The sequence below is a fragment of the Rhizobium sp. WSM1274 genome, assembly GCF_025200775.1.
In the GTDB taxonomy this organism is placed as follows: Bacteria; Pseudomonadota; Alphaproteobacteria; order Rhizobiales; family Rhizobiaceae; genus Rhizobium; species Rhizobium leguminosarum_I.
Genome location: NZ_CP104138.1, coordinates 3,334,934 through 3,348,299 on the forward strand (window position 1 = coordinate 3,334,934; position 13,366 = coordinate 3,348,299).

The 13,366-nt window shown below is 55.5% G+C and carries 9 protein-coding genes; 2 read left to right on the forward strand and 7 right to left on the reverse strand.

Annotated features, from left to right (window positions below; translation table 11 throughout):
* Positions 1-7: 7 nt before the first annotated feature.
* Complete coding sequence (locus tag N2600_RS16775) at positions 8-1,774, reverse strand: type I secretion system permease/ATPase (RefSeq protein WP_017965746.1); 1,767 nt, start codon at positions 1,772-1,774, stop codon at positions 8-10.
* Positions 1,775-2,236: 462 nt separating this feature from the next.
* A complete protein-coding gene (locus tag N2600_RS16780) occupies positions 2,237-3,847 on the reverse strand; it encodes a right-handed parallel beta-helix repeat-containing protein (protein WP_170257262.1) in 1,611 nt (536 codons plus the stop codon).
* 688 nt (positions 3,848-4,535) lie between these two features.
* On the opposite strand from N2600_RS16780, the gene N2600_RS16785 reads away from it, so the two are divergent.
* Positions 4,536-5,246 (forward strand): Ig-like domain-containing protein, encoded by a 711-nt coding sequence (locus N2600_RS16785; RefSeq protein WP_170257263.1) that lies wholly within the window; start codon positions 4,536-4,538, stop codon positions 5,244-5,246.
* A 224-nt stretch (positions 5,247-5,470) separates the two neighbouring features.
* On the opposite strand, the gene N2600_RS16790 is transcribed toward N2600_RS16785, so the two are convergent.
* The 5 genes from N2600_RS16790 to N2600_RS16810 form a co-directional block, all read right to left on the reverse strand.
* On the reverse strand, positions 5,471-6,175 hold the full coding sequence (locus N2600_RS16790) for a hypothetical protein (RefSeq protein WP_170257264.1): 705 nt from the start codon (positions 6,173-6,175) through the stop codon (positions 5,471-5,473).
* Positions 6,175-8,451, reverse strand: coding sequence for a polysaccharide biosynthesis tyrosine autokinase (locus N2600_RS16795; protein WP_170257265.1), 2,277 nt, complete (start codon positions 8,449-8,451; stop codon positions 6,175-6,177). The genes N2600_RS16790 and N2600_RS16795 overlap by 1 nt, the downstream gene beginning before the upstream one ends.
* Positions 8,452-8,502: 51 nt before the next feature.
* Positions 8,503-9,210 carry a sugar transporter gene (locus N2600_RS16800; protein ID WP_170257266.1) on the reverse strand — a complete coding sequence of 236 codons (708 nt, stop codon included), beginning with the start codon at positions 9,208-9,210 and terminating at the stop codon, positions 8,503-8,505.
* A 79-nt stretch (positions 9,211-9,289) separates the two neighbouring features.
* Positions 9,290-10,501 (reverse strand): polysaccharide biosynthesis/export family protein, encoded by a 1,212-nt coding sequence (locus N2600_RS16805; protein ID WP_206120196.1) that lies wholly within the window; start codon positions 10,499-10,501, stop codon positions 9,290-9,292.
* Positions 10,502-10,783: 282 nt separating this feature from the next.
* The gene (locus tag N2600_RS16810) at positions 10,784-12,214 is read right to left on the reverse strand and encodes an O-antigen ligase family protein (RefSeq protein WP_222295651.1); all 1,431 of its coding nucleotides are present in this window, start codon (positions 12,212-12,214) and stop codon (positions 10,784-10,786) included.
* 306 nt (positions 12,215-12,520) lie between these two features.
* Here N2600_RS16810 and N2600_RS16815 point away from each other — a divergent pair, with 306 nt between their 5' ends.
* Positions 12,521-13,120, forward strand: a complete 600-nt coding sequence (locus tag N2600_RS16815) for a transglutaminase-like cysteine peptidase (protein ID WP_260109248.1) — start codon at positions 12,521-12,523, stop codon at positions 13,118-13,120.
* The last annotated feature ends 246 nt before the right edge of the window (positions 13,121-13,366 follow it).

Consider the following 13,366-nt stretch of genomic DNA (forward strand, 5'->3'; position numbering starts at 1 on the left):
TTCTGGCCTATTCGGCCGCATTTATGCCGTCGACGACGACTTTAAGCTGAGCCACGCGCTCGGCAATCGGCGTACGCGCCGCTTCCGGCCGGCTGACCCTTGCCAGAACTTCCTCTTTGGGACCGAACGCGATCATACGGCCTTCCTGCATCATCAGCACGAAGTCGCAGACTGCCAGAACGCCTGACCGATGTGCGATGACAACGACAATGCCGCCGCGCGCCCGCACGCTCATGATCGCGGCACTCAGCGCCCGCTCGCCTTCTTCATCGAGATTGGAGTTCGGTTCGTCGAGCACGACGAGGAATGGCTCGCCGTAAAGCGCTCTTGCAAGCGCGATACGCTGCCTCTGGCCGGCCGAAAGCGCAGCACCGCCTTCGCCGATTTCGGTTTCGTAACCGTTCGGTAGACGAAGAATAAGATCGTGAACACGCGCCGCTCTCGCTGCGGCAACCACTGTCTCAGGCGACATCTCCTTCGCGAAACGGCAGATATTCTGCGCGACGGTCCCCGAGAAAAGCTCCACATCCTGCGGGAGATAACCGATATGCCGGCCAAGCGCGTCGCCATCCCACTGGTCGAGTGCTGCGCCATCGAGACGAATGGACCCTCTGACGGTCGGCCAGATACCCATCATCGCCCGCGCCAGCGACGACTTACCCGAGGCGCTGTAACCAATGACACCAAGCGCGCTCCCTGCCCTTAAGCCGAAGCTGATATCGGAGATGACCAGGCGCTGACCCGCCGGCGGTCCACTCGCCAAGCCCTCGACCGTGACTTGCTTGGTAGGAGCCGCGAGCGCAAGGGGGGCTGGAATCTCAGGAATGGTTTTCAGCAGGCTCGAAAGCCGCGCCCAGCTCTGCTGAGCAGAAACGAAACCACGCCAATTTCCAATCGCCGCTTCGACAGGCGCCAGGGCGCGCGAGGTCAATATCGAGCCCGCGATGATAATTCCCGAAGAGGCCTGCCCTTGAATGACCAGGATTGCGCCGGTCGCGAGCGTTCCCGATTGCAGAGCAATACGGAAAATCTTCGACAAGGTCGCATATCCGTTGCCGACATCCGATGCCTGCCGGGTGATCGTCCGATATTCACTGTTCTTGCGGTCCCAGATTTCGGCCATCGTGCCTGCCATACCCATGGCGTGAATAACCTCGGAGTTGCGGATCGAGGTCTGCGCGAAGGCATTCCGCATATTGGCGGAGTCAGACTGCTTTTTGGAGAGCGTACGCGTTCCCTGATTGGTCATGAACGTCAGGATAGCGAGAACCAGCGATCCACCGATCGCGATATATCCGATCGCCGGATGAAAGAGGAAGCAGATCACGATATAGAACGGCAACCAGGGCAGATCGAACATCGCTGTCGGCCCCATACCGGACAGGAAGGTTCTGATCTGGTCGAAGTCGCGCAACGGCTGAAGCCCGTCTCCGCCGATTTTGACTTTCAACGGAGCCTTGATCAGCGCGCGGAACACACGTCCGTTCACCATCTCGTCAAGCGCACCGGCAACACGTACAAGCATCCTGCTTCGCAGAACCTCGAACGCTCCTTGAAAACAGTAAAGCATTAACGCAAGTATTGCCAGGACAACCAGCGATGGTATACTTTTACTAGGGATGACCCGGTCATACACCTCAAGCATAAAAAATGAACTTGTAAGGTATAGGATATTAATAAGCGCGCTTGCTATTCCGATGAAAACCAGCCCCCCCTTGCATTTCTTTAATGCTTTGGATGGCTCGCTGACATCAGCTGCTGAATTCTGAAACACGAAATAATCCCTCTCTTACCGCATCGCACGAAAGCAAATATGCCGGCGCAACTCCAGCTCCGGGTCCACGCCCGATCAATGACACGACTGCATTGGACCCCCGACACCGGCGCCGGACCCGCTTGCAAGCCCACGACCTATTACATGAATCCAACCAAAAAGTGGCCAAAAACTCCAATTTATAACGAGCGGTTTCAGGGATTCTGTCTTGACGCTACGCTAAATATACCAACCTGAGCAAGTGAAAATCGCAAATTGCCCAACAACGGCGCAGAGAGATGAACGTATCGCGCGCATATGTGCGACGATTACTCCGGCGTTAACTTTAAATTCAATCTATAGTTCATTTTTCCTTTGAACGGCGGAACTATTTTTTTATCCGCACCTTCGACCGCCGCGACACCCCTTCATCATCAAGCTTTCAGATGTTGAACAGCGGACCGGCGCTCTTTTTGGCATGATTCAAACCAGCAGGTGCGATGCTTGGCTGCTATGGAACGCGTCCACATCGATATAAACGCCGAGCGAGTCGGTATCGATGTGAGAAGCGCCGTCAGAAATCTTATATTGGAAGGATTCGCTGACCTTTCCGCTGAGACCGGCGATTTTCACCGCATCGACCGTATACGTGTAATCACCATCGCTCTCCACATGGATGACGCCATATTTCCCGGTCAGCGTCAGGCCATGCTTATCCACTGCACTGTCACCGAAGCGACGAAGCAGCACGGTTCCATTGATTGCGCTATCGTTTTCGAGGAGGTTGCCATGATAGGCGCTGCCCGTATCCGTGGAGATCTTCAGGCTGTCATGGGCTGCGACAATCTTGGGAACGGCGACGGTGGGTGCGGTGGAAACCTGCGCTTCAGTCGCGGGCGCCGGAGTGCTTGTCTGCGTCGGTGTTGACGGTTCGACATGCGGCTCCACAACCGGTGTGGTAGGCGTCTCACCGTTGGACGGGGTGTTGCCAGTCGCAGCGTCGAGTTCGGCCTGCGCTTGCTCCAGCGTTTTATTATCGTTGATCAAAAAGGTGCTCTGGAGGGCAATTGCGACCGGCATTGTCAACGTCGACACCACGCTGTCGATGACATTATCATGAAAAGAGCCGGATGCAGGCCTGTCGACCTTCAGCGCTGAAGACGACAGGTCGTCAAAGACATTACCATGAATATCGATATCGATGCGTGTATAACTTGGGTAACCTGCAGCGCTGATCGACACGCCCCAGACGCCGTCATGGATATAGTTTCCACTGATATCATAGTTTGTCGCATTGCCCTGATCGCCAAGGCCGATACCGTAGGACCAACTATAGCCGCCGTATCCCGAGATGTCGTTGTCGTGGATGGCGATATTCGTGCCCGCGTTGGCACCTATCCCGAAACCGCCGCCGACCACGGTGTTGTCCTCGACCGCTGCATTTACAGCCCGAACAAGCACCAGAACGCCCTTTGCGCTGTTGGTCTCCGTTTGCTCCAGGTGGTTACCCTTGATCAGGATATTGCTGCTGTCGTTCAACTGAACGGCGTCTGCCGCAGCGCCTTGGCTGTTAATGACCAGGTTATTGACGATGGTAACGCCAATCACCCTATCCATCCAGATGCCGTCTCCATTCACCCCGGAAATCTTGCTGTTCTCGATGGTAATGTTCTGGCTGCTCTGGAAGTTGACGGAACCGGGCTTGCCGGCAAGTCCGGTATTTTCGACCTCGACGTTGCGGACGATCCAGTTAGAGACATTTCCCGCATATATCGCCCCACCGCCGGTATCAGCAATCTTGATGTTCTCCACAATGATGTTTGACGCTTTCGATCCGTGGATGCCGTCATTGCTACTGTGAATGACCGGCGCATCGCCAACGCCGTAACTACCAATGGTAATCGGAGAGTTGACAGTGCCGGAGTATTTCAGGTCGAATTGTTCGTTAAACACGCTTCCGGCGGCAAGCAGCACGTTGTCTCCCGGCTTTAACCTCAAGGATTCGACTGCGGAAAGCGTCGCGAAAGCCGACTGCTCGCTCATCCCACTATTCTGATTGGATCCCGTTGCCGAATTTACATAGTAGACGGTCACGCCATGATCTCCCAAAGATACTCGAAAATCTTTTACCTGCGGACCCCTCTCTGCCTCCTGAAATGGAACACTAAAATGCGTTCTATCTCGCGATAATTCTTACATCCTCTACAAATTATCTTCGCTTCTCTCATATTTCGCATTGCAAAAAAAGTTGCGCTGCACAATTATGAATAAGTTGGCTGACATCAGCGGTGACATTAAGACTATCTTCCAGGACACGCATATTAATTTGCGAAACTTGCGCCTCGAAAGAAACGTTACCCGATAAACATATGTGACAAGAGCACGACATCAGTCACTTCGCCGAAAATCATGAGATCGAGCGGGAAACGAAACAATACAGCGATGTCACGCCATAGCCCGTAGTGATTATATCAATATCTCATCTGCACACCTGAACCTAAGCGTATTTTTATAAATTACCTTTGCATAAACATCATTATCTCCTCAAGAAAAATGGATTCGTATCTGTCATTCGACATTTCCTCTTATTTTAAACGTAACAATTCCCTGGCGTTTCATTGCCTATGCGAGTTCAAGGTGTGTCATTATTGTACAATACACCCGAAAAACGTTCACTTGCTGTTAATTACACCCTTGACTCTCAGTATTAAGATATCCTTAATCGGGCGGCTCGCTAAAGGTCAGAATTGACCTAGCAAAGAACAATTCAAGGAGAGAACCGATGGCTGTTCACGCAACCGACGATAGTGCAACATTCCTGGAAACTGACGCCATTTCAGGAAATCTGCTTTCCAACGACTCATCCGATAACGGACACCTGTTCCTGCGCGCCTTTGATGGCGCGAGCGTTGGCGCCAAGAGCGGCAACAGCCAGGTCACAGAGATCCAGGGCGACTACGGCACCTTCTTCGTCAAGCCTGACGGTAGTTACACTTATGTCCTGAGCGACGCTGCCAAGGTCGGCTTCACCAATGGTGAATTGATCCAAGAGAAGGTCTCGTACAAGATCTCCGACGGCAGCGGTCATACCGATTTTGGCCTGTTCACCCTGAACATCCAGGGCGTAACCCAGGTAAAGCCGATCGCCGTCGACGACCACTACAGCTTTACCGAGGGCGACGCCATCGGCGGCAACGCCCTGGACAACGACATTGCCGGCGACAATGGTCATCTCTTCCTCCGCCAGTTCGATGGCAAGGCTGTAAACGGCGATCCGAGCGCAACGACCGACGTCGCCGGCGCCTACGGTACGTTCCATGTAAAGGCGGATGGCTCATTCACGTATGATCTGGCAACGGATATCGCTCCGGGCGATCACGTCACGGAAACCGTCCAGTATTACAAGATCTCGGACGGCGAAGGCCACACCGACGCCGGCATTCTGACGCTCAATATCACGGGCACGGATTTTGTCTCCGGCGCCAGCGTCTGATCGTCAACAACCAGTCAAACAATGCCCGCCGCGCAGACGGCGGGCATTGTTTATGCAAGTTGAGCTCCTCAAGAGAATAGGTGCTCAGCTGTCGGCGACCAGATGGACCGCTAAATTCAGCGGTGTTCGGAACTGCCTCCAGAACAGCACGATTATATTCCATCGGGCGTTGGTGCAGTGCCGTTTTGGAGCTTTGAACTGCCTTTGAAAACGGCTTCGGTGATTTACTTGCTGCAACGCTGTCGGAACCGCGCCGTAGCAGCCTCTCCAACGCTCGTCCAGGTTTGATCGAAGATTGGACGAAGCTGTGGGCTGATCTCTTTTATCGTGGCGTTGACCCTGCAACGATCGCCCAGTTTCAGCATCGTCGTGAGATCGCTATCGAGCGCACGCTTTGCCGCGGCAAGCGTTCCATCGGTAAAATCGTTCCAGAAATAAAACCGCGTCAGAATCATCACCTGGTCGTAGGGCGCGAGCACGACCGAACGCTTCATCATCTCTGCGATCGCGACCGGCTCTTCCGCAATTGTCGACTCCACGGCCGCAAGGCGAAGCCAAAAATTGCTGTTCGTCGGCATGCATGAAAGCGCGTACCGCAGATACTGGCGAGCACTCGACGCCGCAACGGCCCAGGCGTCGTAATTGACATTGACATTCTGCCGATCGAGTTGCGCCAGAACGAGGGTTACGCCAGCAGCCACGATGTCTGATCGACAATAATGTCCGTCAACGACGTCGACACTACGCAACGCATATTTGGAAACGACATCGTCCGCGACCGTCTCTCCACGCTCGATCCTTTCGGCGACGATCGAGATGCTGGCCGTTCTTATCGAAGCGGAGAGCTCTCGACCGGCCAGCACCCCAAAGAAGACGGTGACAATAACGAAAGCGATCCCGGCAACCGAAACGACCTGACCGCGGAACATCAGCTTTCGGTGTAGTATCGCGAATAACGCTTATAATAATACTCGCTCGAACCGAATGTCCGGTAAAGCTTCATCTGCGACGGGTCGACCTTGGTCAATATAGTGCCGACGCACTTCGCATAGAGTTCCGGCTCGGACAGCAGGGTCGACTGCACGACCTTGCGCGATGTCTTTCCCCACTCGATAACGAAAACCACCGCATCCAGCTTCGAATTGATGGCGCGTGCATCCACAACCGGCGCCAAGGGCGGCAGGTCGACAATAATATAATCGAAGCTTTGACGTGCCGTTTGAAGAAGTTGATCCATGCCGCGTGACGCAAGCAGCTCCGACGAATGCGGAACACGATACCGTGCCACCGTCGGCAAAAATGCGAGCTTTGTTTTGGGATCGAGAAGGATCAGATCCTTGAGCGGGCGGCTGTCGACGATCGCCTCGAGCAAGCCGGCCTCGGCATGGCGGCCGATCGCCCGGGTAGCACCAGGATTGCGCATGTCGCCGTCGATAAGCAGGCAACGCGCACCCTGCATTGCCAGGAGCTTGGCAAAGTTGATGGATGTCGTCGACTTCCCTTCGCCGGGCAAGCTCGACACGACGCCGATGACCTTGCAGCGCTGGTCGGCAGCACTGAGGTCGATGGCAATCTTCGCGCTTCGAAGCGTCTCGGCAAATGCCGAGAGCGGATGCTCCTCGACATAGGTCGTGGTCTTCCCGCCCCTGGCGATGCTTCGCGGATTGCCGGGATCAACGAGCGTCGGATCGTCGACGTTATTTTCAATCAGCGGCATGACACCGAGAGACTCGACATCGAGCACGTCCCGGACATCGTCGCCGGTGCGGAAAAACCGATCCCGGAATTCGCGGAAGGCGGCTATACCACTACCAAACGCACATCCCACGAACATCGCGAAGGCCACTAGGAGAGCTCTCTTCGGAGCGCTCGGCTTCGTCGGCGTCTCCGCTGTCGTGATGATGCGCGCAGCGGTAATCGGGAAGCTCTGCTGTTGAATTGCTTCCTGATAGCGCGTCAAGAAGCTCTGATAGAGATTCTTATAGGTATCGCGCGTGCGCTCCAGCTCGCGAAGCTGCACCTGCGTTTCGCCCGCCGTTGCGGCAACGCCCGTCGCCTGTGTCACACTGTCGCGCAGAGAAGTTTCCCGCGATTTCGCGACCTGCAGCTCGCTTTGGTAGCTTTCGGCGATGCGATTCAACTCATCGAACATGAGCCTCTTATATTCTTCCATTTCCGCACGAAGCCGAACCGCCTGGACGTGATCGGGACCGAGCCGCGCCTCAATTTCGGTCTCGAGCTTGGAAGCTTCCAGATATTTCTTGCGCAGGTCGTTCGAAATGGAGCTGTCGAGCACATCCGTGACGATCGCATCGGTCTGCTTGGCGTCGATGATCGACTTGACGCGGGCATATCGTGCCTCGGCCTTCGCTGTCTCGGCCTGCGCGTTGATCAATTGGGTGTTGATCTCGGAAAGCTGCTGTTCGCTAATCAGCGTACCGGATCCGGCCTCGACAAGCCCATGCTCGCCGCGGAATTTTTGAACCGCAAGGTCGGTGTCCAGCGCCTGCTGTCGGAGCTCTTCGATGCGCTCCTGCAGCCATTGGCCGGCCCGGCGCGTCGCCTCGTATTTCGAATTGAGCTTGTCGACCAGATAGACGTCGGCGATCCCTGCCGCGATATCACGCGCCAGGCCGGGCGACTGCGCGGTATAGCTGACATCGAGGACGTAGGAGCGGCCGACGCGTTCGACGTCGATATTACCTGCGACAGTCTCCGCAGCGCTTCGCCGCCTCATTTCCGGATCGGGGGCGACGACCGCATCATCGGCAAACCACGACCGAAAATTCATTAAGGATTTCAACGTTGACACGGAAAAGAGCGAGGTTTTCGGTGCCATGAACTCCGGATTGTCGACGAGTTTCAGCTTGTCGACGACAGCATAGGCGATGGTGTCAGACTTCAACAGCTCGACCTGACTGAGGACAGTACCTTCGTCATCGTCCATCTGGCCGAAAGCCGCCAACTGGTTGATCACCTGACTATCGCTGCGGTCGATCAGCACACTTGTGTCGGCGGTGTAAACAGGCACCGACGTCAAGACATACACAATGCCCAGAATGGCGAAGGCGAAACCGCACGCCGCAACCATCCGCCACTGTCGGCGGGCGATTGCGATGAGCTTGTCGAAATCGATGAAGTCAGCTTCGTTTCCAGTATCGCGGGAGGGGTCGATACGCGGCGTAAGTTTATCTGGCGATAGCAATTTCGATCTCCAACAAAAGCGTCAAGCGCTAAGATCTACGGGCAATTCCAGCTATTGTATGACCGGGACACTCTGACTCGTCGACTGCGTCGGATCGGTGGACGACTGCCCAGCCGCTCCGATGCTGACGATCGTCGTCGTTGAAGTCGACGATGAATCATCTGCGCCGGCATTCGAAACCTTCAGCGTACCCGCAGTTGTGACCGCGCCGTCGAACGGCGTACCATCGTCCGCTCCAGGCCCGGTTTGTCCCACTTGCCCGTCATTGCCGATGCCGGATGCGGCAGCTGCAGCACTTCCACCCGGACCGAGCGCCGCGGTGCCGCCTTCAGCCAGAACCTTCGCAAAGGCGGCAAGGAGCGGCGCAAGATCCGGATCGGTGCTCGCCGCCTCGGCGACGGCCTTTTCGATGGCTAGCTTGAATAGTGGATCCGTTACCTGGCAGCTGTTTGCGGCCCGCCCAAGACCGGAACCGATAGCGGCCATCTGTGCGGCATCGGCTTTCTTGGCCTGCTCGATCACCAGCGACAGCGCGTCATTGCTGCTCCCAACCAGTGCGCGGACGCTCGATGACAAAACCAGCGGATCGGACATATCAAGCAGAGCGGTGGGGTTGGCCGTAAATCCATTGATATCGACGAAAGTCACGCTTGAAAGCTTGACGCAAGCTGCTGCAAAAGCGCTTGAATTCATGCTGGCAAATATTGCGACGACAATTCCGCTGTACGCAAGCTTACGATAAACACCTGAACTTGCCATAACCACAGTCCTTCATCAAATCCGCAATATAGGTCGCCGGCACTGATCATTCGCGATCGATGCCGGCGACCTATTTCAATCAATTTCCAAGATCCTGTACCGCGTTGCGGGTATCCCTCGTATCGTCGGCCACTCCGGAAACAGTGGATGATACCGAGTTCACGATGTCAAGGAACTTGACCAGTTCAACAGAGTCCGAATTGGAAATATAGATAATATCCTTGTCTTCCATCTTGAACTGCTGAACAGCAAACAAAGTTGCCGGGTCGCGCATATTCGCACGGATGATCACCGGAACCATTTCACCCGTAAACCTCGTCGCGTCCACGTGCATCGCTGCAACCGTTTTCCTGGGGACAAGGCGGTAGAGCAGGACCTGAGCCGGATCGGCGCGGTCGTCGCGCAAGCCGCCCGCCTTGGCGATTGCCTCTCCAAGTGTCAGATCAGACTCTTCGAAATCGAAGCGGCCACTGACGCCCGCGGCGCCGAGCGCAAGATATGTGCGACGCTCATGATCGATCGAGATCGTGTCATCGGGCGCAACATAGATATTTTCGGCCGGGTTCTTCAACAGCGTCGTGTAGGCGACGGTTGCTGTCTTTCCGCGACGCTGCAGCGTCACATTCGTTTCGATATTGTTGGTCGTCAAACCGCCCGCGGCGGAAATGACATCCAGAACGCGCTCGCCGGCCGGGCTGATCTGGACGCGCTGGGGATTGTTGACGTCACCGAGCACGGCAACCTGACTGGAGCGGTTTGTGGTTGTCGTAATAACCACCTGCGGCTCGATCGCTCGGCTTGCCAGGCGATCCTCGACGTCCTGCTCCACGGTCTCCTTCAGGCGACCGGCAGCCGGAACCCGACCCGCATAGGGAATTGTGATCGTCCCATTTCTATCGATGGTCTGCTCCGGCAGCGAGATGTAATTGCCGGGTCGGCTACCTGCGTCCGATGGGATGAAGAGACCGCCGGACTGAGCTTCGAAGATGGCGACCTGGACGACGTCGCCGTAACCGAGCGGAATTTCAGGCGCCCCGCCTCGACCACCACCAAACCCTTTGAACGAGGTCGGCTGGGGAGCGGTAAAATACGACAAGACGTTTTTGCTGAGATCAATCAGGGCGTAGTCGATACCGACGCGACGCTCCTTGGTTGTCACTTTCACGGCTGCATCGCGATCAACATCTTTGTGATCGGGACCGGATCTTGGCAACGATGTGCAGCTTGCCAATATAGTCGTTAGCGCTACAACAATGGCGACGCGTGTACTACCGATACGAGAACAACCCATAGAATACCCTGCGTTTACGCCCCTGAAGCTACTGCCCCGCAATCTGACAAAATACAAGACAATCCCCGATCAATAACACTGAAAGCCGATTAACATTCCCCTAACTGTGGCAGGCTGGCAACGCCGAGCCCTGTAGGAAGCGAAAACGACTTCGGTCCGACTTTTCTTGCATCGCAACAAATCCGAAGGCTGCACCCGCTATAAAATTTCTAGGGTTTCAGAGTCAACCGTTCGCACCTGCACAATCGATCTTTTCCGAAAATCTTATTAAAATCCATCCGTTTAAACTTTACTGGTTAACGGCCGCTCATAAGCCATGTCCGCCTCTCCGTTGCTGCGTCCCAGACATATCGCGACAACGGCACTCAGGAAGGCGGAGAAAAACACCGCAAAACCGGGTATCTGCAGCGAAAAATCGACCGCCGCATGAAGGGCGACCAAAACGCTCGCCGCCAGGCCAAGAAGAACATAATGCCTGAGACGCCGTCTTTGGGCGAACCCGCGCCGGAACACTCTGGCAAGCACCGAGAAGGCAAGGACCGCTGCAATGGGGAACAATATTCCGAGACCCAGAAATCCTTCGAGATAGAAATTATGCGCGCGGTCGAAGACCCCGAAAATTCCGCAAGCCGGATCGCGGTAGGCGGAAAACACGGTCCGGAAGGTTCCGAGCCCCGTTCCCGTCAACCAATGATCCGAAATGGCACGCCATATGCCCGGCAGAATGCAAAACCGATCATCATCCTCGAGTCGCCGCTCCTGCGCGCGCAAAATCGCCTGGCCTGCAAACATCGTCAGTAACACTACGACGAAACCAATCGCCGAGAGGAGTATCAGCAACGAACGCCATCTTGGCGCCGGCCTTAAATGGCGCCTCGATCCGTTCCAATTGAGGACAAGCCATGGAAAATAGATGAGAGCGGCAACAAAGGTCGCAAATATCCCGGCGCGCGAGCGGCTCAGCATCAGCGCGGTGAAGCATGCGCACAAGAGCAGGATGTAGATCCACGATTTCAAGAGAAGCGCGTTTCGGCCCGGTTCGCCGGGCGGATAGTTCGAATAGGCACGAGCTATGTCCCTGACCAGGGTCAGCATCAGCAGCGTTCCAAGCCCGAGGAAGGTCGCGGCGGTATTGCGGTTGACGAAGACTGTAGTCAGGCTGTCTAGGTAGGCGCGTTTCTCCACGACGATTAGGATGTTGGGAAACAGCAAAAACTGCAGCAGGCCGAAAACAGCGACAATGCCCGCCGTAAGCCCGAGTCCCGTCAGCACTTTCCGCGCACGCTGATCGGTATCGCATAAGAGCAGCCCGGTCAGAAATGTGACGAAAGGCAGGGCGATCCACAGGATCGACGCAAGCGTGTCGGCCGGTTCGACCGAGATCGCTGCGTACTGGACACTTGCCAGATCACGCGCAGCACTCCAGGCAGGATTGGCCAACCAATTGGAAGGCAACTCGACGGTCTGGATGAACGTCCAGCCTGTCAGCACGACGAGCAGAAACAAAGCGATGCTGAAAACCGATCTGGTCTGCCTCGGCTCCCCGAACAACAGCGCGGAAATAATCGCCAGCACAAACATTCCGATCGCAGCGAAGGCGAAGGGAAAGGGCGTGACGCTTCCGAACGGAATAAGAGTCAATATCACCAGGCAAATGAAGACAACGAGGATCACCTCCCGCATGATCTGCCTGTTGATGAGGTTGGATAACATTTGAATCGCTCACCGGCAGCAGCGGGAATGAGGGGCCTACAGCCAATACGATCAATATTCCCGTACTAACATAAGTTGCATATCAAGCGCCTGCGTGTTAAAGTGCAGCAGAATTCCACATCATTTAAAATTGTCGCGAAACGTTTAAATCAATCGAGACAACCCCTGGCTATGCTCCTTGAAGCAGCAGGAACGGGACAGACGTTCTGCGGCCAATACTTGGCAGATCACTAAGTCGCCATGCCATTGACTGAGACCAAAGGCAAGCCTGATCTCAATCGGTTGCCCGTAACGGGGATTTAAGAGATGAAGAAAACAGTCGTTACACTTCTGGCGCTGGCCTTTACAGCAGGCAATGCATGCTCGGCATTTGCCGCCGGTCCCGCAGGTTTTGCCCGCGGTATGACCGGTAATTCGGCGGTCAGTTATATCTCTGAAAAAGGCAAGATCATTCCACCTTTCGCCCAGGTGCTGTTCTGCGCCCAGAACCCGACCGAATGCCGCGATAACAATGGTTTGGCGGTCGTTGCACTGACGGACACGCAAATGCTGCAACTGAAGGACGTCAACTCTGCCGTCAATCGTACGATGATCGGCCGGAACGACCCCCGCAACGAATTGAATGGCGACGTCTGGAAGGTGAATGTGCGCAGCGGCGACTGCGAAGATTTCGCATTGACCAAGCGCAGCCGGCTGATAGCGATGGGCTGGTCGTCGCGCGCTCTGCGGATCGCGACGGCATATACGCCCTCCGGTGAAGGGCACGCGGTCCTCGTCGTCAGAACCGACAAGGGCGATCTCGTGCTCGACAACAGGAAGAGCAGCATCAAGAACTGGCGCGATACCGATCTGCGCTGGGACAAGATTCAATCGGGAACAGACCCCTATGTCTGGTACCAGCTATAACGGCCGAGGCAGCGACATAGATTGATTGATCCTGTTTCCGGATTGAAGTCGAGCCTGCTCTGACGAGCCGCTCGACTTGTCATATCGCCCACATAAACCTATGTTTTGGCTGTCGACGGGCTAACCGGCAGCGAACTGCGGTGCCCGGAGTTCGATTTTCGATGTGGGTATCAAGCGATCTTCGATATTGTCTTTTCGCCCAGATTGAGTATGACGAACGTCATGCTGCGACGCAGCATGACGTTC

Coding starts and splice junctions, on each gene's coding strand:
- N2600_RS16785 (WP_170257263.1), top strand. CDS start 4,536: ATGGCTGTTCACGCAACCGACGATAGTGCAACATTCCTGGAAACTGAC.
- N2600_RS16790 (WP_170257264.1), bottom strand. CDS start 6,175: ATGTTCCGCGGTCAGGTCGTTTCGGTTGCCGGGATCGCTTTCGTTATT.
- N2600_RS16800 (WP_170257266.1), bottom strand. CDS start 9,210: ATGGCAAGTTCAGGTGTTTATCGTAAGCTTGCGTACAGCGGAATTGTC.
- N2600_RS16805 (WP_206120196.1), bottom strand. CDS start 10,501: ATGGGTTGTTCTCGTATCGGTAGTACACGCGTCGCCATTGTTGTAGCG.
- N2600_RS16810 (WP_222295651.1), bottom strand. CDS start 12,214: ATGTTATCCAACCTCATCAACAGGCAGATCATGCGGGAGGTGATCCTC.
- N2600_RS16815 (WP_260109248.1), top strand. CDS start 12,521: ATGAAGAAAACAGTCGTTACACTTCTGGCGCTGGCCTTTACAGCAGGC.